At 58.5% G+C, this 26,081-nt stretch carries 20 protein-coding genes; 12 read left to right on the forward strand and 8 right to left on the reverse strand.

All coding sequences use genetic code 11. The features are described from left to right. The first annotated feature begins 232 nt into the window (after positions 1 to 232). The 3 genes from JT718_RS12165 (at position 233) to JT718_RS12175 (ending at position 4,548) form a co-directional block, all read left to right on the forward strand. The gene (locus JT718_RS12165; RefSeq protein ID WP_205502968.1) at positions 233 to 3,109 is read left to right on the forward strand and encodes a TonB-dependent receptor; all 2,877 of its coding nucleotides are present in this window, start codon (positions 233 to 235) and stop codon (positions 3,107 to 3,109) included. Between the two features lie 261 nt (positions 3,110 to 3,370). Continuing rightward, positions 3,371 to 3,982, forward strand: a complete 612-nt coding sequence (locus JT718_RS12170; protein ID WP_205502969.1) for a TetR/AcrR family transcriptional regulator — start codon at positions 3,371 to 3,373, stop codon at positions 3,980 to 3,982. 41 nt (positions 3,983 to 4,023) lie between these two features. Continuing rightward, positions 4,024 to 4,548 carry an acyl-CoA thioesterase gene (locus JT718_RS12175; protein WP_205502970.1) on the forward strand — a complete coding sequence of 175 codons (525 nt, stop codon included), beginning with the start codon at positions 4,024 to 4,026 and terminating at the stop codon, positions 4,546 to 4,548. 157 nt (positions 4,549 to 4,705) lie between these two features. On the opposite strand, the gene nudC is transcribed toward JT718_RS12175, so the two are convergent. From nudC to JT718_RS12195, 4 genes are all read right to left on the reverse strand, one after another. Beyond that, positions 4,706 to 5,611: an NAD(+) diphosphatase gene (gene nudC, locus JT718_RS12180; RefSeq protein WP_205502971.1), complete on the reverse strand. Its 906-nt coding sequence runs from the start codon at positions 5,609 to 5,611 to the stop codon at positions 4,706 to 4,708. Between the two features lie 454 nt (positions 5,612 to 6,065). Then, complete coding sequence (locus JT718_RS12185; protein ID WP_205502972.1) at positions 6,066 to 7,385, reverse strand: TolC family protein; 1,320 nt, start codon at positions 7,383 to 7,385, stop codon at positions 6,066 to 6,068. Positions 7,386 to 7,411: 26 nt separating this feature from the next. Next, a complete protein-coding gene (locus JT718_RS12190; protein WP_205502973.1) occupies positions 7,412 to 10,513 on the reverse strand; it encodes an efflux RND transporter permease subunit in 3,102 nt (1,033 codons plus the stop codon). Positions 10,514 to 10,524: 11 nt separating this feature from the next. Continuing rightward, the gene (locus JT718_RS12195; protein ID WP_205502974.1) at positions 10,525 to 11,613 is read right to left on the reverse strand and encodes an efflux RND transporter periplasmic adaptor subunit; all 1,089 of its coding nucleotides are present in this window, start codon (positions 11,611 to 11,613) and stop codon (positions 10,525 to 10,527) included. A gap of 512 nt (positions 11,614 to 12,125) precedes the next feature. Between JT718_RS12195 and JT718_RS12200 the strand changes: the two genes are divergently transcribed. The 3 genes from JT718_RS12200 (at position 12,126) to JT718_RS12210 (ending at position 15,834) form a co-directional block, all read left to right on the forward strand. Beyond that, positions 12,126 to 12,476, forward strand: coding sequence for an MGMT family protein (locus JT718_RS12200; protein WP_205502975.1), 351 nt, complete (start codon positions 12,126 to 12,128; stop codon positions 12,474 to 12,476). Between the two features lie 191 nt (positions 12,477 to 12,667). Then, a complete protein-coding gene (locus tag JT718_RS12205) occupies positions 12,668 to 13,591 on the forward strand; it encodes a YihY/virulence factor BrkB family protein (protein ID WP_205502976.1) in 924 nt (307 codons plus the stop codon). A gap of 152 nt (positions 13,592 to 13,743) precedes the next feature. Next, a complete protein-coding gene (locus JT718_RS12210) occupies positions 13,744 to 15,834 on the forward strand; it encodes a M13 family metallopeptidase (RefSeq protein WP_205502977.1) in 2,091 nt (696 codons plus the stop codon). A gap of 843 nt (positions 15,835 to 16,677) precedes the next feature. On the opposite strand, the gene JT718_RS12215 is transcribed toward JT718_RS12210, so the two are convergent. Next, complete coding sequence (locus JT718_RS12215; RefSeq protein WP_205502978.1) at positions 16,678 to 17,442, reverse strand: peptidylprolyl isomerase; 765 nt, start codon at positions 17,440 to 17,442, stop codon at positions 16,678 to 16,680. A 282-nt stretch (positions 17,443 to 17,724) separates the two neighbouring features. On the opposite strand from JT718_RS12215, the gene JT718_RS12220 reads away from it, so the two are divergent. Beyond that, positions 17,725 to 18,942, forward strand: coding sequence for a S8 family peptidase (locus JT718_RS12220; protein ID WP_240337057.1), 1,218 nt, complete (start codon positions 17,725 to 17,727; stop codon positions 18,940 to 18,942). A 184-nt stretch (positions 18,943 to 19,126) separates the two neighbouring features. Here JT718_RS12220 and xseB read toward each other — a convergent pair whose 3' ends face one another. Next, positions 19,127 to 19,342, reverse strand: coding sequence for an exodeoxyribonuclease VII small subunit (gene xseB, locus JT718_RS12225; protein ID WP_240337058.1), 216 nt, complete (start codon positions 19,340 to 19,342; stop codon positions 19,127 to 19,129). A 104-nt stretch (positions 19,343 to 19,446) separates the two neighbouring features. Then, positions 19,447 to 21,027, reverse strand: coding sequence for an exodeoxyribonuclease VII large subunit (gene xseA / locus JT718_RS12230; RefSeq protein WP_205502980.1), 1,581 nt, complete (start codon positions 21,025 to 21,027; stop codon positions 19,447 to 19,449). 556 nt (positions 21,028 to 21,583) lie between these two features. Between xseA and JT718_RS12235 the strand changes: the two genes are divergently transcribed. From JT718_RS12235 to JT718_RS12255, 5 genes are all read left to right on the forward strand, one after another. Then, positions 21,584 to 22,399 carry an MOSC domain-containing protein gene (locus tag JT718_RS12235; protein WP_205502981.1) on the forward strand — a complete coding sequence of 272 codons (816 nt, stop codon included), beginning with the start codon at positions 21,584 to 21,586 and terminating at the stop codon, positions 22,397 to 22,399. Between the two features lie 157 nt (positions 22,400 to 22,556). After that, positions 22,557 to 22,979: a hypothetical protein gene (locus tag JT718_RS12240; protein ID WP_205502982.1), complete on the forward strand. Its 423-nt coding sequence runs from the start codon at positions 22,557 to 22,559 to the stop codon at positions 22,977 to 22,979. Positions 22,980 to 23,003: 24 nt separating this feature from the next. After that, positions 23,004 to 23,258, forward strand: coding sequence for a hypothetical protein (locus JT718_RS12245; RefSeq protein ID WP_205502983.1), 255 nt, complete (start codon positions 23,004 to 23,006; stop codon positions 23,256 to 23,258). Between the two features lie 103 nt (positions 23,259 to 23,361). Beyond that, complete coding sequence (locus tag JT718_RS12250; RefSeq protein WP_240337059.1) at positions 23,362 to 24,726, forward strand: peptidoglycan DD-metalloendopeptidase family protein; 1,365 nt, start codon at positions 23,362 to 23,364, stop codon at positions 24,724 to 24,726. Positions 24,727 to 24,857: 131 nt separating this feature from the next. After that, positions 24,858 to 25,265, forward strand: a complete 408-nt coding sequence (locus JT718_RS12255) for a hypothetical protein (protein WP_205502984.1) — start codon at positions 24,858 to 24,860, stop codon at positions 25,263 to 25,265. Positions 25,266 to 25,286: 21 nt separating this feature from the next. Here the strand turns inward: JT718_RS12255 and JT718_RS12260 are convergent, their stop codons facing one another. Continuing rightward, positions 25,287 to 25,952 (reverse strand): DUF6565 domain-containing protein, encoded by a 666-nt coding sequence (locus JT718_RS12260; protein ID WP_205502985.1) that lies wholly within the window; start codon positions 25,950 to 25,952, stop codon positions 25,287 to 25,289. Positions 25,953 to 26,081 lie beyond the last annotated feature (129 nt).

Below are 26,081 nucleotides of genomic sequence, written 5' to 3' on the forward strand. Positions count from 1 at the left end.
CAGGGGAGGAGGGGAAGGCGTTTTGGGGCTTTTTCCTGGAAAAAAACGCTGAAACAGAAGCGGCCTACGCCAAGCATACCAACGCAATGTATACCCATGAAACCAGATGTTTTAAAAGCAGACCAGAGAAGCAAACGCATGTGTCGCCTGCCCAGACGCCATTGCTGTTGTTGTAGCCGCCTAGCTCGCCGCTACCCGCTTTCCTAACGTTTCCTTTTTTAACATCAAGTCCATGAAAATCACTATTCTACTTCTATCCCTATTTCTTACGCTTCCCGTTCTTTCCCTCCGGGCCCAGGAAACGAACCTGGTGGAAATCACCGGCCGGGTAACCGACCAGGCCAGCAAAGAGCCACTGCCCGGGGTGAGCGTGTACGTGCGCGGCACCGTCACCGGCACTGCCACCAACGCCACCGGCGATTTCAACCTGAAAACCAGGCTGAAGTTCCCCTTCTCGCTGGTCATTTCTTTGGTGGGGTACCAGCCGCAGGAGTTTGAGATCAAAGAGCCTGGCTCGCGGCTGGATATTGCCCTGGTTACCCAGACCCTGCTGGGAAAGGAAGTGGTGGTGTCGGCCTCCCGGGTAGAGGAAAGCATCCTGAAATCGCCGGTGGCCATTGAGAAACTGGACATCAGGGCCATCAAAGAAACGCCCGCGCCCAGCTTCTATGACGCGCTGGAGAACGTGAAGGGCGTGCAGATGACCACCAGCAGCCTCACGTTCAAGGTGCCCAACACCCGCGGGTTCAACATCCCCAACAACTTCCGGTTCATGCAACTGGTAGACGGCGTAGACATGCAGGCGGCTACCCTGGGCGTGCCTTTGGGCAACGCCATCGGGCCCACCGAGCTGGACATTGAAAGCGTGGAGATTACCCCGGGGGCGGCCTCGGCGCTGTACGGCATGAACGCCATTAACGGCATGGCCAACCTGCTCACCAAAAGCCCTTTCCTGTACCAGGGCCTGAGCGTGTACCAGAAAACCGGGCTCAACCACGTAGACGGCCAGGACGCCGAGCCCAGCATCTTGTCTGAGGTGGCGGTGCGCTACGCCAGAGCCTTTAAAGACAAATGGGCCTTTAAGGTTAACGCCAGCTACCTGAACGGCACCGACTGGCGCTCCAACACCGCCACCGACCAAAACCCCAATACCCTGAACACCGCCAACCCGGCCTTTCCGGAGCTCGCGGGCCAGAACAACCCCGCCTACGACGCCTGGAACAAGTACGGCGATGAGAACAACAATGCCGTGACCATCAGCGGCGTGCAGTACCAGGGCAAAAACCAGACGTTTCTGGTGCGCCGCACCGGATACTGGGAAAAAGACGTGGTGAGCCCGCGGGTAGACAACCTCAAGTTTGACGCCGCCCTGCACTACCGCCTGGGCGACAATGCCGAGCTGGTCTACGGCTACCGCGTTGGTAAAATGGACGGCGTGTTCCAGCGCGGCAACAAGATTCAGCTAGACAACGTGGTGGTGCAGAACCACCGCCTGGAGCTGAAGGGAGCCCACTACTTTGTGCGGTCTTATGTCTCCCTGGAGAACACGGGCGACTCGTACAACGTGAAACCCATGGTAGACAACCTGGACATTACCAGCGGCGGCGCTAACAGCGAGTGGGGCGCCAAGTTCAGGACCGCCCTGCAAACGCAGCTGAACGCCGGCACTGATCTGGCCACCGCCCTGCAACAGGCCCGCCAGACCGCCGATGCCGGCCGGGCGGAACCTGGCACCCCGCAGTTTGAGGCCCTGAAGCACACCATCCGGAGGATTAACAACTGGGACCATGGCAAAGTGGTACCGGGTGCGCCCGCCACGGGTGGGGCCTGGCTGCGGCAGCAGAGCCGTCTTTACCACACCGATGCCCAGTACGACTTCACCGACCGCATCAAATTCGCGAACCTGCTGGTAGGGGCCGATGTCCGCGTGTACGAGGTGATCCCCGACGGCAACAACTTCGTGGACTTTACCCGGTCGCTGGAGGAGCGCACCCTGCCCGGCGGCCACAACGTGTATTACAAGAAATTAGGGGCTTTCGCGCAGCTGACCAAGACGTTTTTGGCGGATAGATTGAAGTTGTTCGGTTCCCTGCGGGTGGACTACAACCCCGAGTTCGACCCCAAGCTGAACCCTCGGGTTGCGGTGGTGTACACCTTGTCTGAGCAGCACAACTTCAGGGTGTCTTACCAGAACGGTTTCCGGTTTCCGGCCTTGTTTGAGGCGGTGTCTTACGTGAACAACGGCAACGTGCGGCGCGTGGGGGGCTTGCCCTACATCAACGAAGGCTTAGGGTACCTGGATAACTCGTATACGCTCGCCTCGGTGAACCATTTCAACGCGGCCGTGAACCGTGACGTGACCGCAGGATTTGCCCTCCACGAAGCCGCCCTCCAGAACCGCAACGTGCTGCAGATCACCCGTCTTTCGGCCACCCGGCCAGAGCAGATCAATTCGTTTGAAGTGGGGTACAAAAGCGTGTTGTTTGACAGCAAACTGGTCATTGACCTGGACGCCTACACCAACGTGTATGCCGGATTCCTGGGCCAGGTGGAAGTGAGCGTGCCCAAAAACAACACCGTGCAGGTGGGCACCGATGAGGCCGTGCTGGCCATGCTGGCCGCCAACCGCAACGGGCAGCAGACCCGCTACCGCGTGTACACCAACGCCAGAAACAAGTACAACAACTACGGCTCCTCGCTGGGCGTGACCTATAACTTCTACCAGAAATTCACCATCTCGGGCAACGTGAACTACAACGCCATCAAGACCAACCAGGAAAGAGACATTTTTGTGACGGCCTTTAACACGCCCAACTGGATCACCAACGTGTCCTTCGGCAACCGTGAGGTGGTGAAGAACCTGGGCTTCAACGTGGTGTGGCGCTGGCAGGATTCGTTCCTGTGGGAAAGTCCCCTGGCCAACGGCACCGTGCCCGCCTACAGCACCGTAGATGCCCAGGCAACCTACCGCCTACCCGAAAGCAAGATCACCCTTAAAACCGGCGGCACCAACCTTTTCAACCAGCGCTACATCCAGTACGCCGCCGGGCCCACCATTGGGGGCCTGTACTACGTGGCCATCACGCTGGACGGATTACTGGCGAAGTAATTCACTTTTGTTCCGGGCCCATTTTCCGGAAATCAGGCCGGAAACGCGCCAGCGGGGCAAGTTGATCGCCTGCCCGGTCGCGTTGGCCTAAAAATCTTTCGTCTTTTACTCCTTCACTCTCTGGAGAGGCAGCGCCTTTGGTAGCTGTCTCTTTTTTATGCTGCCGCAGCCCCGTTTTAGGCCTGATTTTCCAGAACAAGCCCAAAACAGGTTTGCAGGATTTCGCTAGGAATAAATAAACCAATTGGTTTATTTTAGGCCATGAAACAGCCGCAGACCCCCAAAGCCGAACAAACCCGCCAGCTGATTGTGGCGCGTGCCGCCGAGCTTTTCAACCAGAAGGGCTTCGCGGGTACGTCTTACCAGGACCTGATGGCGGCCACCGGCGTGACTAAGGGCTGTCTGTACGGGCATTTCGGCAGTAAGGAGGAGCTGGCGGTGGTAGCGTTTGAGTACGCGGCGCAGTTGCTGATTGACAGGGTGGGGGCCGCCATGGCGCCCTATGAACATGCCGGGCAGCGGCTCAGGGCCCTGCTCCAGTTTTACCGCACCTACCTGGCCCATCCCGTTCTTGCAGGCGGCTGCCCCCTCCTGAACACCGCCGTGGAGGCCGACGACAACCAGCCTGCTCTGCACCAACGCGTGATCTTGGTGCTGGACCGCCTGCACAAGGGTGTGCGCAAGTTGCTGGAATTGGGCCAGGCGCAAGGCGTTTTCAACCCGGCAGCCAACGCATCGGCCCTGGCCACCTTTTTCATTGCCACCGTAGAGGGTGCCATTCTGCTGGGCAAAGCCTACAACCAGGAGCAGCCTCTGCACACCGTGTTAGACCAATTGGAGCGTTTCCTGCAACAGGAGCTGGGTCCGTTTTAATCCTCTTTTTAGAAAATCGTCACTGAAACTCACTTGAAACTATGATACCCCAAACTTCTTCTCCCAAACCCGCCGTGCTGGAAAGCCAGACCCGCATCCGGTTCGACCACTGCGATCCCTTCGGGCATTTGAACAACAGCGCCTTCCTCAACTACTTCCAGAACGAGCGCGAAGACCAGGTAGAGGCCGCCTACGGCCTGGACATCCACGCCTTTTTCCGGAAGACGGGCCGGGCCTGGGTGGTGGGCCAGAACCAGATTGTGTACCTGAGCCCCGCCCTGGTGCGCGAACTGGTCACCATTCAGACCAGCATCCGGCAGGTAAGCGAAACCAGCATGCTGGTGGAACACCTCATGTTTGATGCCGAGAAGAAAAAGCTGAAATCGGTGCTCTGGACCAAGTTTGTGTACATAGACGTGCGCAAGAACGAGCGTGCCCAGCACGAGCCTGAACTGATGGAGCTGTTCAAAGAAGTGGTGGTGAAGGAAGAAACGCCCGCCCTGTTTGAAGACCGGGTAAAGCAACTGCGCGAGCAAATGAAAGCCGCTGCGCAGTCCGCGGTTTAACCAAGCCAAAGTGGCCAGGGCGTTTTCCTTGCGGTTTCCTGAAAACAGGCCCGAAACGCTGGACCTTTCCGCTTGCTGTCACCTGTTTCTGCCCCGATTTCTTGCACAAGCCCGCCAACTGGAAGAGGGCAGCAAACCCTGAATCAAGGCGGAGGGCTCAGCCCTTGAGCCAGTCGGTGATGAGGCGATAGGAGATGGAGAGGGCCGGCGGAAGCTTGATCTCCCCGCGGTCTACCAACCGCTGCAGTTCCGGGCGGGTGAACCAGTGGGCATCCTCAATCTCAGCGGGGTCCAGCTTGATGGCATCGGATGCGGCCTCGGCCATGAAGCCCACCATGATGGACGCCGGAAAAGGCCAGGGCTGCGAGGAATGGTACTCCACGTGGTGCACGGGCAGGCCCACTTCCTCCTGAACTTCGCGGGCCACGGCGCTTTCCAGGGTTTCGCCCGGTTCCAGAAAGCCGGCCACCGAGGCGTACATGCCAGCGGGCCAGGACGCCTGCCGGGCCAGGAGGCCCCTGCCCTGGTGGGTGACCATGGTGATCACGGCCGTGTCGGTGCGCGGAAAATGCGAGGTGTGGCAGGCCGGGTTGGTGCACTGGCGCACGTGGCCTGCCTCTTTGGAGAGGGTGGGGGCGCCGCACACGCTGCAGAAGTGGTGCTGCCGGTTCCAGTGGATCATGGCCTTGGCGTACGCCAGCAAAGAACTGTCGGGGCGGGCCAGCTGCAGGGTTACTTCGCGCAGGTCCTGGAAAGAGCCGGTGCCCAGCGGAATGTCGTGCTCCTCCAGCAGGTCCACCGCGAAGTAGGCCTGCCCGTTGCGCTCGCCCAGCAAGATGGGCGTGAGGTCCATTTCCTGCACGGGAAGCTCCCGCACCGAGAGCGGCTGCAGCTGGCGATCCTGGGTGAGCAACGGCCGGAGGCCCCTGAAGGGCAGCAGCACGGTTCTGGGTTTGCTTAGCTGTTCATCCAGCCACACCGGGTTTTTCCGGTGCTGGTGCACCCTGTCCAGGTTAGATTCGCCAAAGTAGTTGAGGGCCGAGTATGCCAGGTGGTTTCGCATGGTGCTGGGGTTAGAGGCCAGGGATGAAAAGCGTTTCAGGGCCCTTTTCACGAAAACAGCCCCCCATCGCGCTCCCTTTGCTATGTACTTGCCGCGACCCAAAAAGTTGGCGGTTAAGAGTGTTGGGCGGCTGGGTTTTACTTAATTGGCTCCTGTTTAGGCGAGTGGTTGCTGGGTGTTTCCTATTGGTAGAATTTTACATCTCAAGCGCCATTCCTTTACCCTCGCTCGCCTCTGGCGAGTGTGCGCTATCGGGCGGCGTCCCGCCGCTGAGGGCAGTTCAGGATAATCTGCACGTAAGCCAGAGGCCTACCAATTTCTCACACTCGCCGGAGGCGAGCGAGGGAGTTTGGAAAGGAGGGCTTTGACGGGTGCCAGGTTCCAACATTAAAAAGCGCTTTTGGGCTGTTTTCCAGAAAACAGCCCAAAAGCGCTTTTCACGTATGGCAGGAGGCTACAGGTTCAGCGAACCGGCAATTTCCTTGAGGGCAATCTCGCCCAGTTTGGCCAGGTATTGGGCGTTGCTGTAGCGCACGGTGGCGTTCACGAAGTTCAGCTGCGCGTCGCGCACCTCTACGGTGGTAATGCTGCCCAGCCGGTATTTCTCCATGGTGATGTCCAGGTTCTGGCGGGCGATGCGCTGGTTGTTTTCCTCCAGCCGCACCAGGCTCAGGTTGGTCAGATACGTCTGGTACGCCGCGGCCAGCTGCGAGTTGATGCTCTGGTTCACCTGCTCGTACTGCAGTTGGGCGCTGTTGATCTGGATGTTGGCGTTCTGCTCCAGCCTGCGTTGGTTAAACCCGTTGAAGATGGGCACTGAGGCCGTTACCCCGTAGGCAAGCCCATTGCCGGTAGAAAGGGTGGAGAAGCCCAGCGCCGACCGGTTACGGTTGAAGTTATACCCCGTGGTCACGCCAATTACCGGATAGCGGCTGGCCCTTACCTGCTTGGCCTCCAGTTCCGCGATGCGGCGGTTGAGCACGGCCGCTTTCAGCGAAGGGTTTTGCTGGGCCGCCTGGGCCGAAAGCGCCTCCAGGGTGAGGCGGTCATCAATCACCAATTGGTCGGGCACCCTGAACCGGATGTTCACGTCGCGGGCCATGAGCTCGTTCAGCCTGATCTGGGTGTTGCGGTACAGCTCCTGCTGGCGCAGCAGGTTGGTGGTGTCAGTATTGTAGTCTACCTGGGCGTTGAGCACCTCCAGGCGGGCAGCTTTGCCAATCTCAAACCGGTTCTGGGCGGTGGTCACCCGCAACCGCGACAGCGCAATGGCCGTGTCATAGGCCCGGAGCTGGTGCTGCTGCTGCACCAGCTCATAGAACGTGCTCATCACGTCGCCCACGCGGGTAAGAATGGTGAGCTGCAGGTTGGTCTCGCCCAGTTTTTCCAGTTCCTGGAGCTGCTCATACCGGGCAAACATGGCAAAGCCGTTGAAAACGGTCCAGTTCAGGCCCACGCCGTAGTTGAGCGTGGAGCCCTGGCCCCAGCTCACTTCGTTCACCTGGCCGTCGGCGCGGGTCTGGGAGCTGTTCTGGAGGGTGTTGTTGTTGGTGAGGTTTCCGGTGACAACGGGCAGCATGCCGGCGTTGCCGCGGGTGACGTTGTTTTCGGCAATGCGCTCGTCGTTGGCCGATAGCTTGATGTCATAGTTCCGTTCCAGCGCTATCTTGACGGCGTTTTCAAGGGTCAGGATTTCCTGGGCCTTCGCCCCGCCGGCCCCAAAGAGCAGGCAGAGGAGAAACAGGCCCAGGAGACCAAATCTATTGTGTAACATAAAGGAGTTAAGTCTAAAACAGGGAATTAGTGGGCAACCGCTTTCTCGTACTCTTCAATGTGGTCAAACTCCGGATGGTGTTTGCGCGCTCTTGACCACATGGAGTAGATGGCCGGAATGATGAACAGGGTAAGCACCAGCGAGAAGATGGTACCGCCCACGATCACCACCCCCATGCCCATGCGGCTTTGGGCCGCGGCCCCCAGGGCCAGGGCAATAGGCAAGGCACCCAGCGCGATGGCCAAACTGGTCATCAGGATAGGACGCAGACGGGCTTCTGAGGCTTCCAGGATGGCGTCCATCTTGGATTTGCCCTCTTCGCGCAGCTGGTTGGCGAACTCCACAATGAGGATACCGTTCTTGGTCACCAGGCCTATGAGCATGATGGTACCAATCTGGCTGAAGATGTTCCAGGTTTGCCCAAACAGCCACAGAGACAGCATGGCCCCGGCCACCGCCATGGGCACCGTGAGGATGATGATGAACGGATCCACGAAACTTTCAAACTGGGCCGCCAGGATCAGGTAGATCAACAAAAGAGCCAGACCGAAGGCGAACATGGTGTTGGAACCACTTTCCACGAAGTCACGCGATTCACCGCCCAGGTCAGTGGAGAAGGTCTCGTCCAGCACCTGTTCCTTGATGCGGTCCATGGCCTCAATGCCGTCGCCAATGCTCTTGCCCGGGGCCAGCCCCGCCGATACCGTAGCCGACAGGTACCGGTTGTTGTGGTACAACTGCGGCGGGCTGCTGCGCTCCTGCATGGTCACCAGGTTGTCTAGCTGAATGAGCTGACCGGTGGAGCTGCGCACGAACAAAGAGGTCAGGTCCATAGGGTCATCGCGGTCTGGGCGGTCAAACTGGCCCATGACCTGGTACTGGCGGCCATTCATGAGGAAATAGCCAAAGCGCTGCCCGCTCAAAGAAAGCTGCAGGGTCTGGGCCACGTCAATCACTGATACGCCCAGGCTCTGGGCCTTCTCGCGGTCAATGGTGATGTTGATCTCCGGCTTGTTGAACTTGAGGTTCACATCGGCCATGGTAAAGGTTGGGTCAGCGTTCACCGCCTCCATAAACTCAGGGATCTTCTCCTCCAGCTTCTGGAAGTTAGGCGCCTGAATGATGTACTGGATGGGCTGGCCGCCCCGGCGGTTCACCGAGATGGTAGGCTGCTGGATCACGTTGGTACGGGCTTCTGGGTAACGGCGCACCATCTTGGCCAGGTGGTCGGCCACTTCTTTCTGGGAGCGTTCGCGGTCTTCGGGCTGTTTCAAGGCAATCCGCATCATTCCAGAGTTCACAGACCCTGAGCCCCCAAAGCCCGGCGACGTGATCACCAGGTTCACCTGTTTCTCGGGAATGGAGTCGTCTACCAACTGGCTGAGTTCCTCCATGAAGCGCTCCATGTACTCATAAGAAGAGCCTTCCGGGGCGGTAGACATCACGCGCAGCATGCTGCGGTCATCATACGGGGCGGTTTCCTTCTGCAGCAGGGTGTAGAACAAGCCAGTCAAGCCCAAGCACGCTAAGATGATGGGGAAACTGAGCCACTTGCGCTTCATGAACCCGGCCAGGGCCTGGGCGTAGCTGCTGTTCATCTTCTGGAAGAACGGCTCGGTAAGCTCATAGAACCGGGAGCGTTTCTGGTGGCCGCCTTTCATCAGGTAGGCGTTCAGCATGGGCGTAAGGGTCAGGGACACGAAGGCTGAGATCAACACGGCCGCGCCGATCACCACCCCAAATTCCCTGAAGAGTCGGCCCACGAAACCTTCCAGGAAGATCACCGGCAGGAACACCGCCGCCAGGGTAATGGAGATGGAGATTACCGCCAGGAAGATCTCATTGGACCCCTTGATGGCCGCCTCAATGGGCGACATGCCTTCCTCTACTTTCTTGTAGATGTTCTCCGTCACCACAATCCCGTCGTCTACCACCAGACCGGTAGCCAGCACAATGGCCAGCAGGGTCAGCACATTGATGGAGAACCCGGCCAGGTACATGATGAAGAACGTGGCAATCAACGACACCGGAATGTCAATGAGCGGACGGAACGCAATGCCCCAGTCGCGGAAGAACAGGTAAATAATAATGATCACCAGCACCAGGGCAATCAGAATGGTCTCGGCTACCTCAATCACCGACTTTTTGATGAATACGGTGTTGTCCATCACAATGTCCAGTTGCAGGTCTTCGGGCAGCTCGGTTTTCAGTCTGTCAAACTGGTCGTAGAAGTTACCGGCAATCTCCAGGTAGTTGGTGCCGGGTTGTGGAATAATGGCCATGCCCACCATGGGCACGCCAGACTCGGTCATCTTGGTCTCCAGGTTCTCGGGGCCCAGCTCGGCCCGCCCAATGTCGCTGAAGCGGAGGATGGTCTCGCCCTCAGAGGAGATGATCAGGTCGTTGAACTGCTGCTCATTGGACAGGTTGCCCAGGGTTCTGACCGTTAGTTCAGTGTTCTGGCCGCTTACCTTGCCGGTGGGTAGCTCCACGTTCTGGCGGTTGAGGGCGGTGCGCACGTCGGCCACGGTTAAGCCGTAGGAGGCCAGCTTCATGGGGTCCAGCCACAGGCGCATGGCGTAGCGTTTCTGGCCCCAGATCTGCACGCTACTTACGCCCGGTATGGTTTGCAGGCGCTGTGAGATCACGTTCTCGGCGTAGTCAGAAAGCTGCAGCTGGTCGCGCACGTTGCTGCGCACGGTCATGGTGATGATGGGCTCCGAGTCGGCATCGGCTTTGGACACCACCGGCGGCGCGTCAATGTCCTCGGGCAGGCTTCTTACCGCCTGCGATACCTTGTCGCGCACGTCATTGGCGGCCTCCTCCAGGTTTTTGTCCAGGTTAAATTCAATGTTGATGTTGCTGGAGCCCTGGTTAGAGGTAGAGGAAATGTTCCGGATACCGTCAATGGAGTTGATGGCCTTCTCCAGCGGCTCAGTGATCTGTGATTCAATGATGTCTGAGTTGGCACCGGAGTACGTGGTGCGCACCGACACGATGGCCGGGTCAATGGACGGATATTCCCGGATGCCCAGGAACGTGTACCCAATCACCCCGAACAACATCAGGAGCAGGTTGAGCACGATGGTGAAAACCGGCCGTTTAATACTTGTGGTTGATAAACTCATGTTGCGTTAAATTATAAACTTTTGGCCAGGGCTACGCGCACCGGGCTTCCTGCTTTCAATGACATTACCCCCGTGGTGAGCACGGTGTCGCCGGCGCTGAGGCCGGAAGTAACCAACAAATCCTTCTCGGTGCGGGTGCTGGTCTCAATCATCACTTCCTTGGCTTTGCCGTTCTCGGCGATGAACACCTTTTTACCGTTCTGCACCGGTACCACCGCCTGGGTAGGGATGAGGAGCGCGTCTGGAATAACCGTCAAAGGCAGCTCAATGTTGGCGAAAGAGCCGGGTAATAACTGGCCGTTGGGGTTGGCGGCCCGGGCGCGCAGCTGCAGCGTGCGGGTGGCGGCGGCAATGCTGGGCTCAATGGCGTATACCCTGGCGGTGAACTTCTCCTGCGAGCCGGCCACCGTGAAGGTAAGCTGGGTGTTCACTTTCACCTGGCTGGCGTATTTCTCAGGCACGGAGAAAGTGATCTTCACCGGGTCTGTGCTCACCAGGTTGGTCACCACGGTCTCCGGGGTAAGGAACGTCCCCACCGACACGGCCCTTAGGCCCACTTTTCCTGAAAACGGCGCAATAATGGAAGTCTTGGCCAGCTGCGCCCGCACTAGTTGGATCTGGGCCTGGGCAGTCTTCAGTTCGGCGCGGGCCACGTCGTATTCCTCGCGGCTGATGGCCTCTTTCTCCAGGAGGAGACGGGCGCGGCGCTCGTTCTCGGCGGCCAGGCTCTGGCGGGTCTGCGCCTGGGCCAGCTGGGCCCGCAACTCAGAATCGTCTATTTTCACCAGGACCTGGCCTCTGCGCACCTGGCTGCCTTCCTGGAAGGAAATGCTGCGCACCTGCCCCGATACCTGGCTTCTTATCTCTACCTGCTCGTTGGCCTCAATGGAACCGGTTACCGCCAGGGAGTTGGCGAACTCGCGGGGCGTGGCTACCACGCCGCTCACCCGCATGGCGGGAGCACCGCCCGGTCCGCCGGGGCCTCTTCCGCCCCCGGGGCCACCGGCGCCCGCCTGTTCTTTGTTGCTGTTGATACGGTAATACACTAAAGCCCCAAAACCTAGGATAAGCAGCGCATATACAATGTGTTTGATTTTCATAGAATTAGAAGTACGAAACTCGTTTGCTTAGAGTAATAAAGTGGTTTGATTGGTTTTTTGGTTCATGGTTGGCGCAGCTTACATAACCCTTTGGGGCCGCTGCAAGGTTCCTGGCGAAGGGGAAAGAGGGGCTGGAAAGCCATTTGTGGGAGGATTTTTGGGCGCCCTTTCCCCTGGAGCTAGTGCCGGTACCCGCGGGTGGGCCGGGGGCAGTTTGGGCAGGAGCAGGAACTCTGCTGGTGGGAGAAAGCGGTAGGCTGAGGGGGAAGCCCAATGAGCAGCAACTTTTTCATTTCCGGTTCTGGATTTAGGGGGATAGTATACAAAAACAAGCCCAACCACGTATGCCCAAGGGGCCTACGCAGCGCGGCTGCAGGTAAAATTATCCTGTTTTTTGGCTATTTTTAAAAATTAGACCTAAAAACCGCCCAAAGGTTTAAGCCCGCCGGCAAAAAAATATGCTGGTGCCGGTTTTAGGGCCAGAAATCCAGAAACGCACTGAAAAACAGCCTATGCCAACGGAAAATGCCTCTGAAAAACGCACTAATTTCTTCCAGGACGTGTACGAAGTGGTCAAACTGATTCCGCCGGGGCGGGTAACGTCTTACGGGGCCATTGCCGCTTACCTGGGCGCCAAGGGCTCGGCCCGCATGGTGGGCTGGGCGCTCATTGCCTCGCACGCGCAGCAGGGCATCCCGGCCTACCGGGTGGTGAACCGCAACGGCCTGCTCACCGGCAAGCAGCACTTTGAGTCCTATGACGCCATGCAGGCGCACCTGGAGCGCGAGGGCGTGCGGGTGCAGGACGACAAAGTGGTAGACTTTGAGCGGCTGTTCTGGGACCCCGCCAAGGAGTTGCTGTAGCCAACCCCAAGCCGGACTTGCTTGAAAGCGGTAGCTCCCATATCGAGCCCAGGGGATGGGCTGACCAGCTTCTCCTAATGACAGCCGCCCTTCCATAGCATCCAGGTCAGCGCGATGGATCGTTTCCGGCTTATTTCTTAAAAAGTAGCCAAGAAACGGCTTTTTACGTAATGGGGCTGATGATTGCTCTTATGCCTTCCCACCTTGCCACCAGAGTACAGGTTCTGCTGCGGCTGTTCAAAGAAGCCTTTGCCCTGTTCCGGCAGAATGATCCGTTGCGGCTGGCCTCGTCCACCGCGTTCTTCACGCTGTTCGCGCTGCCGCCCATCCTTATCCTGATCATCTCCCTGCTGAGCACCTTGTTCAATGATGCGCTCATCACCGGGGAACTCTTTGAGAACCTCAGCGGACTGGTGGGGGAGAACGTGGCCGGCCAGATTGAACTGATCCTGACCAATTTCCTGGACCTGCAGGGCCACGGCTGGGCCGCGGTGCTCAGTTTCCTGTTCCTGGGCTTTGTGGCCACCACGCTCTTCACCGTGATCCAGAACTCCATGAACCAGCTCTGGAACATCAAGGTGCGGGGGCACCAGCACCTGCGGGGCGCCCTTCGCAACCGGTTTAGGGCGCTGCTCATCATCTTCTCCAGCGGGCTGCTCTTTCTGGCGTTTCTGCTGGTAGACGGGGCCCTGGCCTTCCTCAACGACCATTACGTGTTCTGGGACGAGCACCTGCAGCTGCACCTGCTCCAGCTCTTCAACCGTTTGCTGGGTTTTGCGGTGGAGACCACCTGGTTCGCCCTCATTATCCGGTACCTGCCTTTTGCGCACATGCCCAAGCGGGCCGTGTGGGTGGGCGCGGCGGTTACGGCGTTCCTGTTCCTGCTGGGCAAGATGGTGCTGGCCCGCGTGCTGGTGAACAGTGATCTGGGGTCGCTCTACGCCACCTCGGGCTCTGTGGTGGTGCTGCTGCTGTTTATCTTCTACTCGGCCATGATCTTTTTCTTCGGGACCTGCTTTACCCTGGTGTACGCCCGGTACATGGGGTTGCCGCTGCGGCCCAAGTCGTTTGCCACCTTCTATGAACGGCGCGAAACCGACCACGCTCCCCACTGAAACGCGCTGCCTTCCCGTCCCGGCTACGTTCTGAGGACAAGTGGTTTATACAAGCGTTTGTTCGTTTTTGCTTGCTTTACGCTCGGCGGGATTTTATCTTGCTGTTCATAAGCCCTTTTTAGGGACCTGGATTTTTAAACTTCTCAACCGTTATGAAGAAAACCCAAATACTTTGGCTGGCCTCTGCCCTGACCGGAGTGGTGGCGGCGGGCTGCTCTAAACCTGCGGTGCCGCAGACGGCCTCCACCCAAACGCCGGCCGCCGCAGCCGCTGAACCCGAGGTGAAAGGCATTGGCCTGAACATGGCCAACCTGGACCGCAGCGTCTCGCCCTGCGAGGATTTCAATCTGTTCGCTAACGGCGGCTGGCTGAAGAACAACCCCGTTCCGGCCTCTGAGAGCCGCTGGGGCAGCTTCAATGAACTGGCCGACAACAACAACAAGACTCTGCGCGAAGTGGTGGAGGCGGCGGTGGCCGTGACCAACGCACCCAAAGGCTCCTCTACCCAGCTGGTGGGCGACTTCTACGCCGCCGGCATGGACTCGGCGGCCATTGAGCAGGCCGGGCTTACGCCGCTCAGACCAGAGCTGAACCGCATCAATGCCGTGAAAGACCGGGCCTCTTTGCTGCAGACCATGGCGCACCTGCGCACCATCGGTCGGGGAGGGGTGTTTGGCTTCTACGTGGCCCAGGACGATAAAAACAGCACCCAGTACATTGTGAACATCACGCAGAGCGGCCTGGGCCTGCCAGACCGTGACTATTACACCAAGTCTGATGCCCGCTCGCAGAGCATCCGGGAGGAGTACCAGAAGCACGTGGCCAACATGTTCCGCCTGCTGGGCGACAACGAGGCCACGGCCCAGAAGAACGCCGCCCGCGTAATGGCGCTGGAGACCCGCCTGGCCAAAGCCTCCATGACCCGCGTGGAGCAGCGCGACCCGCACGCCACCTACAACAAAATGACGGTGGCTCAACTACAGAAGCTGGCGCCTAACTTCAACTGGCCCACCATGCTTAAAAACCTGAGCGCCGGCACGGCCAAAGAAGTAATTGTGGGGCAGCCTAACTTCCTGAAGGAAGCCAACACCATGCTGGCCTCCGTACCGGTAGCCGACTGGAAAACCTATCTGCGCTGGCACCTGGCCCGCACTTCGGCGCCTTATCTGCCGCAGGCCTTTGTGCAGGAGAACTTCAACTTCTACAGCAAATTCCTGAGCGGTGCCAAGGAAATGCAGCCGCGCTGGAAGCGCGTGCTGCGCATGACCGATGCCACCGTGGGTGAGGCCCTGGGCCAGGAGTACGTGGAGAAAGCCTTCTCGCCGGAGGCCAAAGCCAAAGCCCTGGAGATGGTGAACAACCTGCGCGCCGCGTTCCAGGAGCACGTGAAAAACCTGGACTGGATGGGCGAGGCCACCAAGCAGCAGGCCCTGAACAAACTCAACGCGTTTGCCGTGAAAATAGGCTACCCAGACCAGTGGGAAACCTATGAGGGCCTGAACGTGAGCCGTACCACCTTCCTGCAGAACGTGCTGAACGCGTCGCGCTGGGGTTTCCAGGACAACGTGAGCAAGTTGGGCAAGCCGGTAGACCGCACCGAGTGGCACATGACGCCGCCCACCGTGAACGCCTACTACAACCCGTCCATGAACGAGATTGTGTTCCCGGCCGGTATCCTGCAACCGCCCTTCTTTGACCCCAAAGCCGATGACGCGGTAAACTACGGCGGCATGGGCGCGGTGATTGGCCACGAGCTGACCCACGGCTTTGACGACCAGGGCAGTCAGTACGACCCCGAAGGCAACCTGCGCGACTGGTGGACCGCCGAGGACAAAGCCAAGTTCAAGGAGCGCACCGAGTTGGTGGACCGCCAGTACAGCGCCATGCAGCCCCTGGACAGCGTGTTTGTGAACGGGAAACTCACCATGGGCGAAAACATCGCCGACATTGGTGGTCTGAACATCGCGTTCACCGCCCTGCAGAAAGCCATCGCCAACAAGAACGTGGGCAAAATTGATGGGTTCACCCCAGAGCAGCGTTTCTTCCTGGCCTGGGCCCAGATCTGGCGCACCAATGCCACCGAGAACTACCTGCGCCAACAGGTGCTAACCGATCCGCACTCTCCGGCCTCGTTCCGGATCAACGGACCGCTGTCTAATATGCCACAATTCTACAAAGCCTTCGGCTGTGGCCCGGGCAACAAAATGTACCGCCCAGACGCCGAGCGCGTGCACATTTGGTAAACCGGTTTTCAGGCTGTTTTGGCCAAACCAAACAAAAAACGCACCTCAGCCATGAGGTGCGTTTTTTGTTTCTTGGAGAGCCAAGGATGGTATGTTGATGCTGTTTTGCAGAAAACAGGCTAAAAACTACCCTAGGCTGTGTCTGAAAAATGGCGGGGCAGTACCGTTTTGGGGCTGCTTTTGGGAAAGTAGCCCCAAAAAGCCGACCTACAATAGGCAATGGCGGCAGAGAGCAGCCGAGGGAAATCGGATGAAAAAGCTCCGGGAGCATTTTTCAGACACAGCCTAGCCATCTGATAAAGAATCCCCTTACGGAATGCGGAAAGGTCAATTCCAACCAGAAAAGGCTTCCCCATTACGTACCAATAGGCAACTTGCTACCATGGTCTTGTCACTGTCTCCACGTCCTGCTGCACCAATAAGCAAAAGGAACAGAAGTACACCCCAATGTTTCAACCGTGCCTTCCAAAGCGACTCATCTCAATCAGGATAATACTTACAAGTACCAACCTGATGTGCGAAGCACGAGTGACTCTAGCCCCTGAATCGCTTTTATTGCTGACAGGAACAGGAGTATTCACCATTTCCGCAGCAGGAAAGGAACAAATACCAGTCTTGCCGATGAGCGTCTCTGGTTTTCCGGTGCCGCTTTAGCGGCAAGGCCGCAGGCCTAGGAAAAGCAGCAGTGCGAATCGGCAAGACGGGGCCTCGCGGCCGTGAGCGCATACAGAAAAGATGAAACACCACAGCCAGTAAGCCACTGCAGACAGCAGCGGAGCCAGGGGAACTACAGACTACGCCTGCCAGCGGTGAATATTAGTCCTAATCAACTAAACCACACCCCTACCGAATCACGCGAACTTTCATGCCCACATCCTGCACCGGCCACTTGGTCTGGTCAACGGGCACGGCGGCAATGCTGTCCACCACCTCCATGCCTTCCACCACTTCGCCAAACACGGTATACTGCTGGTCCAGGTTGGGCGCACCGCCTTTGGTGCGGTAAAAGGCTTTCTGGGCGGGTGTCATGTTCAGCTTGAACTCCTGAATGGTGGCCTGCAACTCCCAGTCAGGGTAAGTACGGCCCTGCACAATATAGAAGTCGCGGTTGGAGGACAGGCGCTCGGGGTTTTGGTCATCGCCGTAGCGGGCCATGCCCACGGCTCCCCGTTTGTTGAAGTGGTGGCGTCTGATCTCGGGCGGGATGCGGTAGGTGCCAATCTTCATGGTCTGAAAATCGGAGCGCCCGCCCTGGATCATGAAATCTTTCTCCACCCTGAAGAACACAGTTTTGTCAAAGAAGCCGTAGTTGGCCAGCCGCACAAAGTTGGCCCGGTGCAGCGGCGTGTCTTGGTACAGCCTGATCTTGATGTCGCCCTTGGGCGTGCTGAGGAGCACCAGGGTGTCATGGGGGTGCGCCAGCCCATAGGCGGTGAGAGAATCTACCGCTACTTCCTGGGTCAGTTGGGGGGGCACAAACGGCTCGGGCTCCGGGGCAGCGGGGGCTTGTGCTTGCTCCTGCTGCTGCTGGCAGGCCCCCAGCAGGGACAAACCCAGGAGAACCAGAGCGGTCTTGGCGGCGGAAAACAGAGAAGATGGTTTGTGCATGTGGTTGGCGGCTGTCAGGAGCAGGTAAAGCTAGAAGATGCCGGCCAAAAAGCCAAAAAGAAGCCGCCAAACCCTGTTTCTTGCAATTTTACCGCCATCTTGCAGGTAGAGACAAATGAATGAAGATATAGTATTATCCTTATTTAAAGCGGCTGTATACGCGTAAAATAATTGAAAGATACAAAGATTTAGGGTTGCCTGGCAGGTTTTTTTCTACTACATTCGTTAGTGTTCTTTTCAGAACAATGTCCTAATCCAACCTAACAAACAAAACAATCTCTTATGCTTAAAAATTACATTTCAATCTCCCGTTTGAAATTCTTGATGGGAGCGGCCGTGCTGGCTGTCTCCGTATCGCTCCAGAGCTGTGAGCAGGTGGAGGAAGTGGCCCAACCAGAAGAAGTGGTGGGCCTGTCTGGCAGCGGTGACCTCATCGCCGGCAAGTACATTGTGGTGCTCAAGAGCGGCAGTGGCCTGCGGGTGGCTGCCAATGCGTCGCACCCCGAGCGCCTGCGCCAGGTGAAGAACTTCGGGCAGCAGATCTTGCGGGAGCGCGGCATCAGCCCAGAGGCCGTGGGGCAAGCATACGGGAAGGTCATCCAGGGGTTCAGCGTTGACCTGTCTGAGGCCGAGGTAGACAAGCTGCGCCGCGACCCACGGGTAGCGTACGTTGAGCAGGATAAAATCATCACCTTAGGGAAACCCGGCGGCGGCGGCACTGCGCCCGCCGTACAGGAAACCCCGTACGGCATTACCCGGGTAGGCTCGGCCGATGGCACCGGCAAAACGGCGTGGGTCATTGACACCGGTATTGACCTGGACCACCCAGACCTGAACGTAGATGCCGCCCGCAGCATCTCGGTGTTTACCTCGGGCAGGGATGCCGGCACCGCCGATGACGGGAACGGGCACGGCACCCACGTGGCAGGCACCATTGCCGCCAAAAACAACTCCATTGGGGTGATTGGCGTGGCCTACAACGCTACGGTAGTGGCGGTGAAGGTTCTGGACTCGCGTGGTAGTGGCTCCACGTCTGGGGTGATCAGCGGGGTAGACTACGTGGCCGCTAACGGCAAGGCCGGCGATGTGGCCAACATGAGCCTGGGCGGCGGCGTTTCTACCGCCCTGGACAATGCCGTGCTCAACGCGGCCAAAACCGGAGTGATCTTCTGCCTGGCCGCCGGCAACGAGACCGACAACGCCAACAACCACTCGCCGGCCCGCGTGAACGGCCCCAATATCTACACCATCTCGGCCATGAACAGCTCAGACGCATGGGCGTCTTTCTCCAACTACGGCAACCCACCAGTAGACTACTGCGCCCCGGGCGTGAGCATAAAGTCAACCTGGAAAGACGGGGGGTACAACACCATCAGTGGTACTTCCATGGCCACGCCGCACGCCGCCGGGGTCATGTTGATCACGGGCGGCAGACCCACTACCAGCGGCTTCGTGAAAAACGACCCAGACGGCACCGCCGACCCCATCATCCACCTGTAACCACTCTCCTACATTTCGTTTAATGCAAAAAGGGAGCCTTCCAGAGGCTCCCTTTTTTTTGCGTCATTGCCTGGATAAAGTGCTATGCGTGAGCCAGGTAGGCTGCCCGGGAAAGTGAAACTGCCGGTAGTACTCTCCGTTTCAGGGCCGATTTCCTGAAAAAGGCCCCGAAACGGCGAAAGTGCTATTGCTGGGTGCCGGGGTCTTCGCAGTTGATGTCACGGAACACCTGGCTAATGGCGTCCTCGGCGGTGCGGAGCTTCTGCTTGCACAGCTTGATCAATTCTGAGGAGCGCTGCACCTTTTGGGTGAGCTCGTCCACGTCTACGTCATCGTTCTCAATGGCCTTCAAGATGGCCTCTAACTCCTGGGTGGCTTGTTTATAGGTAATATTGCTCATAGCGGTTCTAGTTATTAAGTATGAAGTAAGCATCAAAGGATGGTTTTCTGGTAAGAGGCCAAAAAGGCGTTTTTAACTCTTTGTGGTCCATCCTTGATGCCGGGTTAATCAAACAGGTCTGGTTCTTTGGTTTTGGTGACTTTACTGGTGACGGAGCCGGCCAGGAGCTTGGTCTGGAGCACATCGCCGGGGGCCACCTGGTCCAGCGACTTGAGCAGCTTGCCGTTCACGTAGGTGAGGGTGTAGCCCCGCATGAGCATAATCTCGGGGTCATGCGACCGCACGTCCATTTCCAGGAGCTGCAATTGGTGGTCTTTAATCTTGAGGTGGTCCTTGGCCCCGTACATCAGCCGCTGCTGGTTCTTCTGGAAGTGGAGCTGGGCGTTTTGCAGGCGCTGTTTGGCCGAGAGCTGCAGGCAGTGCTCCACGTGCGTGAGCTTGCGCTGGCCCGTCTCCAGTTTCTTGAGGCTGTTGGTTTCCAGGTGCAGCAGGTAGTGTTGTTGCTTCACTTCCTTCTGTTTCAGCAGCTGCTCCACCGCGTGCGTGAGGCGGATTTCCTCGCACATGAGGTGGCGCTGCTCGCTGGTAAGATATTTCTGGGGTTTGTCAGACAGGGTGCGGGTCTGGCATTCCAGCTGAAACTGCCGGCGATGCAGGTAGTTGTTGGTGCGCTGCTGTACCTGGGCGGCCAGCAGGGCCACCTTGCGCTCCTCGGCCACGGCCAGGGCGGTGGCGGCATCCTTTATCTGCAGGAACAGGGCCTCCAGGCTGGCCTCAAACTCGTTCACCCGGTCCACCAGGTAGGCGGCCACGGCGGTAGGGGTTTTCAGGGGCGTGTGGGCCACCAGGTCGGTGACCGATTCGTCGCGCTCGTGCCCGATGCCGGTTAACACGGGCAGGGGCATCTGGGCCACGGCGGCGGCCAGTTCATAGTGGTCAAAGCAGAGCAGGTCGGTCTGCGAGCCGCCGCCCCTGATGATGATCACCGCGTCAAAGGCCTGCCGCTGCAAAGCCACCCGGGAAAGCGCCGCCTTCACCGACGGTACCGCCTCCACGCCCTGCACGCTGGCCTCAAACAAGGTAAGCTGAAAGGCGTAGCCAAACGGGTTGTTGCCCAGTTGCGAGACAAAGTCCTGGTAACCGGCCGCGGTGGGCGAGGAAATAATGGCCAGGCGCTGCGGCACCTGGGGCAGGGTGTGCTTTTTGTTCTGGTCCAGCAGGCCTTCGGTCTGCAGGCGCGTGATGGTTTCCTGCCGTTGCCGGGCCAGGTCGCCCAAGGTGTAGGTAGGATCAATGTCATGGATGTCCAGGCTGAACCCGTACAGCTCATGGAACCGGGGGCTGGCGTTGAACAGGATCTTGAGGCCGGCCCGCAGCGGGTGCCCGGTTTGCGCCTCAAAGTAGCTGGCAATTTCCTGGTACTGGCGTTTCCAGATGGTGCCGCGCGCCTGAGCGGTGAGGGTGCTCTTTGAGCCGGGTTCCTTGTCGGTGAGGGTGAGGTAGCAGTGCCCGCTCTGGTGGTGCACCCGGGCCTCGGAAACCTCGGCGATGATCCAGTAGCGGTGCGGCAGCGCGTTCTCTATCTCCTCGCGCAGCCTACGGTTGAACTCGTAGAGCGTGAGGGGGCGGTTGGTACTTACCGTAAACGATATTTCTTCGCGATAACTCTGAAAATATGTCCCCATGCCGTGCGCTCCTCTTAATTTCCGTCAACTAAATTACAGTTTTTATGGATGCCGCCAATCTCCTGATCAAAATTTTAGCAATTGATCCCGGGTCTTCCCCCAGCCCCAAGCTCCACCCAACCCTACCTTGAATCATTCCAATTTGACCCAAGGGGCGAAGAGGTTTTCTGAGCCAGGCCTACCCCAGGAGTTTAGGTTTTGAATGAAGTTGTTGATTGTTAATGGATTAAGAGCTTGGGTTGGCAACGGCTTGGCCCTGCCTTAGCGGCTTTTTCCAGAAAATGGCCCCAAAACGGTAGAATGGTGGGGGTGAGGCAAGGCGGGCGTACCTCCAGGCAGGGTAAAGGCAGGCCGATGAGCCGAAAGCGTGGAGCCGCAGAGAGCCGGGCGGGGGCCCGTTCCCTGGTTCGGGACAAATCCGGGAGGAATGGCAGGCTGAGGCGTGAAATTGTTTCCAAAGTACAAATCCTTCTGGCGGCTATCTGCGTTTTAAGAATCATTCCTACCTTTGGTAGCCCATAGACCGTGCAAAGGCGGCGTCCATCCAGAAACCCGTATGTCAACACTAGTACTCAGCGAGATTTACATTTATCCTATCAAATCATTAGGCGGGATTTCCCTGACTTCGGCCGAGGTGGAGGAACGCGGCCTGCGGTATGACCGCCGCTGGATGCTGATTGACGAGAGCGGTGTGTTTCTCACCCAGCGGAAACTGGCCGAGATGGCCCTCCTGCAGGTGGCGCTTACCCCCGAGGGGCTGTTGGTCACGCACAAGACCAAGGACCTGGCCCCGCTGGTGGTGCCCTACGAGACCCACAGCACCCGCTCTACCCTGGTTACCGTGTGGGAAGACATCTGCTTTGCCTACCTGGTGAGCAACGAGGCCAATGCCTGGTTTAGCCAGGCCCTGGGCATCCCGTGCCGGCTGGTGTACATGCCAGACAACTCCATCCGGCTCATTGACCCCAACTACGCCAAGCACAACGAGAAGGTGAGCTTCGCAGACGGCTATCCGTTCCTGGTGATCGGGCAGGAATCTTTGAACGACCTCAACGGCCGCCTGGAGCAGCCCGTGCCCATGAATCGGTTCAGGCCTACTTTTGTCTTTACCGGGGGCACGCCCTACGCCGAGGAAAAGTGGAAGACCTTTAAGATAGGCGACGTCTTGTTCTATGGCGCCAAGCCCTGCGGCCGGTGCAACGTGACCACCATTGACCAAAGCACCGCCCAGGCCGGCCAGGAGCCCCTTAAAACGCTCGCCACCTACCGCACGCAGGGCAACAAGGTCATCTTCGGGATGAACCTGATAGGCCTGTCCACCGGAACCGTGTCGGTGGGAGATAGCATCACCGTCATGGAAGCCGCTTCCTGAGCAGGCGGGCAGTCCCTCTTTCCGGGCAGTTGGCTGCCACCTGTTTCAGAGCCACTTTCCCGAAAATAGGCCCTAAACAAAGGCGAGTCCCTGTTGCGGTGCAGGCCCAGGTAATGTAATTTGCAGGCTTTGCCGCTCACCCAAACCCACTTTCTGAATGGTGCACACAGACGACCCCTACGCCACCACGGGGTATGATGATTTACTGGAAGCTGTTTACCTCAGGTACAAGCGCAAGGGAACTTCCCAGGAGTTCCGCCATGCTAACCGCAGAATCGTGGCCAGCATGGCCGCCAGTCCCACGCCCCGGGTGTTTGTAGACGTGCGCGAGATGGGAGTAGTAGCCCCCGATGACCAGAAGTGGGTGGCCCACACCATTATCCCGCAGTTAGCGCAGCACGCCCCCGGCCATTACCTCTACATTGCCTTGGTGGTGCCCGAAAATATCTTTACCAAACTGGCCGTGGAAACCGTAGAGGAAATCTCCAACGGCAAGGGCATTTGCCTGAACCGCCATTTTACTTCCCTGGCTGAGGCCAGGCAGTGGCTGGGGCAGCAGTTTCAGCGCAACCAGCAATAACGTACCCTTTTACCCAAACCCGCCATGACGCAGCATAGCCTTTACCTTATAAAAACCACCTCCGGCCAGGAGCTGGACCTTACCTACGCCAAGGAACTCCGCAGCAATAACCTGTACCCGTTCGGCATCCACAACTACGCCATCTACCGCACACCGCAGGGCGTGTACGTGAAAGGCACCAACACCGGCAACGTACACCTCATGCTGGACCAGTACGAGGTAATAGAGGAAACCGCCGCCCGGGAGTACGTGCACCCTTACCACCGCATAGAAGACTAGCCTTCCTTTGGCACCTTGCAGGGCAACCTGCGTACAATAACCCGATTGCGCCTGCCGGAAACTTATCCGGGACAATCGGGTTTTTGTAATAAACAACTGTAAGATGCTTTTCCAACCTCATTATAAACGCCTGCCTGCCTTGCTCTTCTGGATGGTGGGCGTGCTCCTGTTCACAGCCTGCAGCCCGCAGCAAACCCTGCGCGGGGTGTTCAAGAAACAATCACCGTATGAGAAGTACCAGGACGGGCTGAAAGCCGCCAAACTGGACCAGACCGCCTTGGGCCAGCAATGGGTGGCGGCCGGCGAAAAGGCCCTGCGGCAACCGGTACGCGTAACGCTTCCCTTCAAAGAAACCGGGTATTTTCCCGCCGACCAGCCCATGGCCGCCGGCTACCAGTTCTCCATCAAGCGGGGGCAGAAAGTAGCCGTGAAGGTAGAGACCCAGGGCAAGGAGGTGCCCCAGGTGTTCATTGACCTGTTTGAGACCGATCCGGAGAACGCGGGCCAGCCCAAGCAGGTAGCCTACGCCGACACCACCGCCCTGGAGTTGGAGTACGAGATTGACGAGGAATTGCCCCACCTGCTGCGGGTGCAGCCTGAGTTGCTCAGGAGCGGCCAGTACACCGTCACCATTGAGACCCTGCCCACGCTGGCGTTTCCGGTGCAGGGCAAAGACAGCCGGGCCGTGCAGAGTTTCTGGGGGGCCGAGCGGGACGCCGGCGCCCGCCGGCACGAAGGCATTGACATTTTCGCGCCCCGCAACACGCCCGTGGTGGCGGCCGTGGAAGGAACGGTTACCCGCGTGAACACCACGCCCATTGGCGGCAAAGTAGTGTGGCTCTCTGACCCTAAACGGCGCCAGAGCCTGTACTATGCCCACCTGGACAGCCAACTGGTGCAGCCGGGGCAGCGCGTCTCAGTGGGGGATACCCTGGGCCTGCTGGGCAACACCGGCAACGCCATCACCACGGCCCCGCACCTACACTTCGGCATTTACCGGTTTGGGGAAGGCGCCGTGGACCCGTACCCGTACGTATACCATAACCGCACCGGGCCGGCCCCGGTGAAGGTAGACGCTAAAAAGCTGGGCAATTGGGTGCGGGTAGCCCGGTCTAACGCGACCCTGCGCGAGGCCCCTGCCGCCAAAGCCACCACCCTGCGCACGCTGCCGCAGCACGCGCCCCTGCAGATTCTGGCCGGCAGCGCCACGTGGTACCGGGTGATGCTCCCCGACGGGCAGCAGGGCTATCTGGCGGCCTCTCTGGTAGAGCCTCTGGACAAGCCGCTGCAAGCCGTTCGGCTGCGCCGCCAGGCCCCTCTGTTAGATGCTTCCTCAGACGGGGCCGCCGCCCAGAAGAACCTCCAACCCGACTCCACCGTGCGCGTGCTGGCCAAGCAGGAAACGTTCTGGCTGGTGGAAGATGCCCAGGGAAGCACCGGCTGGATTCAGGCCGAAATGGCCCGATAACCCGATAAACGAACATTAGCCCCTCTATCCCCGTACCCCATAGTAGACAGACAACAAGTTAACTAACCAAGAACTTTCCCCCATGACTACCCCTTAGTTCTGAACATTCACGTTAGCTTAAAAACCCTACTATGACCAATATCTGGGCCGTCAATAGCGAGCACTCCTATACCAAGGTGGAGTATGTGGCTGAGCATGACTGGTTTTACATCAAGTGGTCTGGGCACATCAACCCCGATGATGTTGTCAAAACTGCCGAAACGTACCTTACGCTGCAGCGGGAAAGGCGCTGCCCCAAGGTGCTCAATGATAAGAGTGAGGTAACCGGTGACTGGGAAGAGGCCAATGACTGGCTGGAGTACGAGTGGCTGCCGCAGGTGAAGGAAACCGGCCTGCAGTACTTTGCCATGGTGCTGGCCCGTGACCTGCATGACCTAGGGCCCGCTCAGGACCTGCAGCGTAGGCTTTCCTCCAGTTGTGTCATTGAGCTCTTCCGGGAGCTGTCGGCGGCCCAGCAGTGGCTGGATTCCCGGCCCTGACAACGAGGGCCGGGCAGGCCTCTACTTCAACTCTTTATAGAGCTCCTTGGCGTCTTTGCCCGTTTCCAGGGTGAGGAACTCTGCCTGCAGTGCTTTGATCTTGAGTTTGTCCTTAGGCGGAATCTGGTCCTCTACCTGGTCTTTCTTCTGGTTAAGCCTGGAATAGATCTCGTCTACGTAGTCCCAGTCGGCGGCGGTCCAGTTGGCCCGGCGGGCCCGTACGTTCTGCAGGAACTGGGTGTACACATCCCGCATTTGCTGGGCCGGCAGGTGCGCCTCCAGGGCAGTGGCCGAGCCGAGCAGGTCTGTCTGGAAGCGCTGCAGGGTTTCTGGGTGCAGCGGCATGCTGGTGCGCAGTTGGTTGCGGGTTTCCCAGTTCTGGTACTTGAGCCGGAGCTCCTTGTATTCCTCCTTAGACTTTGCCGAAAGGCTATCCAGGCGGCTGTCTAGCTTGGCGGTGCGCTGCTTGAACTCCTCCTTGAGTTCGGGCCATCGGGCCTGGGCAGAGTCGCCGTCGGCTTTCTCGGTTTTCTCGTTGATCCAGGCCCTGAACTCCGCCAGGTCTTCCTCGGCGCGGGTCTGGCCCTGGCTGGGGTTTTCGGCGGAAGAAGAAGGGCGGTCACAGGCTGTCCCGCCCAGAACAATCACCACCAGCAACCCGGATAGGATGGATTGAAACGCTTTCATAGACATATTGCTTTTTCTATATGTATACGGGATTTCCGGGGCGGGATCATCGGCGACAAGCCTGGAGGAGGAGAGGAGTTTCTGGGAAAGCGTCATCGCTCCCAGTTCCTTAAGCCTTGGGTTACCTGC

The organism is Rufibacter psychrotolerans, assembly GCF_016924645.1.
Classification (GTDB): Bacteria; Bacteroidota; Bacteroidia; order Cytophagales; family Hymenobacteraceae; genus Nibribacter; species Nibribacter psychrotolerans.

What these genes read in the sequence shown, in the direction of transcription:
- JT718_RS12165 (WP_205502968.1), top strand. Translation starts at nt 233, where the DNA reads ATGAAAATCACTATTCTACTTCTATCCCTATTTCTTACGCTTCCCGTT.
- JT718_RS12170 (WP_205502969.1), top strand. Translation starts at nt 3,371, where the DNA reads ATGAAACAGCCGCAGACCCCCAAAGCCGAACAAACCCGCCAGCTGATT.
- JT718_RS12175 (WP_205502970.1), top strand. Translation starts at nt 4,024, where the DNA reads ATGATACCCCAAACTTCTTCTCCCAAACCCGCCGTGCTGGAAAGCCAG.
- nudC (WP_205502971.1), bottom strand. Translation starts at nt 5,611, where the DNA reads ATGCGAAACCACCTGGCATACTCGGCCCTCAACTACTTTGGCGAATCT.
- JT718_RS12185 (WP_205502972.1), bottom strand. Translation starts at nt 7,385, where the DNA reads ATGTTACACAATAGATTTGGTCTCCTGGGCCTGTTTCTCCTCTGCCTG.
- JT718_RS12190 (WP_205502973.1), bottom strand. Translation starts at nt 10,513, where the DNA reads ATGAGTTTATCAACCACAAGTATTAAACGGCCGGTTTTCACCATCGTG.
- JT718_RS12195 (WP_205502974.1), bottom strand. Translation starts at nt 11,613, where the DNA reads ATGAAAATCAAACACATTGTATATGCGCTGCTTATCCTAGGTTTTGGG.
- JT718_RS12200 (WP_205502975.1), top strand. Translation starts at nt 12,126, where the DNA reads ATGCCAACGGAAAATGCCTCTGAAAAACGCACTAATTTCTTCCAGGAC.
- JT718_RS12205 (WP_205502976.1), top strand. Translation starts at nt 12,668, where the DNA reads ATGCCTTCCCACCTTGCCACCAGAGTACAGGTTCTGCTGCGGCTGTTC.
- JT718_RS12210 (WP_205502977.1), top strand. Translation starts at nt 13,744, where the DNA reads ATGAAGAAAACCCAAATACTTTGGCTGGCCTCTGCCCTGACCGGAGTG.
- JT718_RS12215 (WP_205502978.1), bottom strand. Translation starts at nt 17,442, where the DNA reads ATGCACAAACCATCTTCTCTGTTTTCCGCCGCCAAGACCGCTCTGGTT.
- JT718_RS12220 (WP_240337057.1), top strand. Translation starts at nt 17,725, where the DNA reads ATGCTTAAAAATTACATTTCAATCTCCCGTTTGAAATTCTTGATGGGA.
- xseB (WP_240337058.1), bottom strand. Translation starts at nt 19,342, where the DNA reads ATGAGCAATATTACCTATAAACAAGCCACCCAGGAGTTAGAGGCCATC.
- xseA (WP_205502980.1), bottom strand. Translation starts at nt 21,027, where the DNA reads ATGGGGACATATTTTCAGAGTTATCGCGAAGAAATATCGTTTACGGTA.
- JT718_RS12235 (WP_205502981.1), top strand. Translation starts at nt 21,584, where the DNA reads ATGTCAACACTAGTACTCAGCGAGATTTACATTTATCCTATCAAATCA.
- JT718_RS12240 (WP_205502982.1), top strand. Translation starts at nt 22,557, where the DNA reads ATGGTGCACACAGACGACCCCTACGCCACCACGGGGTATGATGATTTA.
- JT718_RS12245 (WP_205502983.1), top strand. Translation starts at nt 23,004, where the DNA reads ATGACGCAGCATAGCCTTTACCTTATAAAAACCACCTCCGGCCAGGAG.
- JT718_RS12250 (WP_240337059.1), top strand. Translation starts at nt 23,362, where the DNA reads ATGCTTTTCCAACCTCATTATAAACGCCTGCCTGCCTTGCTCTTCTGG.
- JT718_RS12255 (WP_205502984.1), top strand. Translation starts at nt 24,858, where the DNA reads ATGACCAATATCTGGGCCGTCAATAGCGAGCACTCCTATACCAAGGTG.
- JT718_RS12260 (WP_205502985.1), bottom strand. Translation starts at nt 25,952, where the DNA reads ATGAAAGCGTTTCAATCCATCCTATCCGGGTTGCTGGTGGTGATTGTT.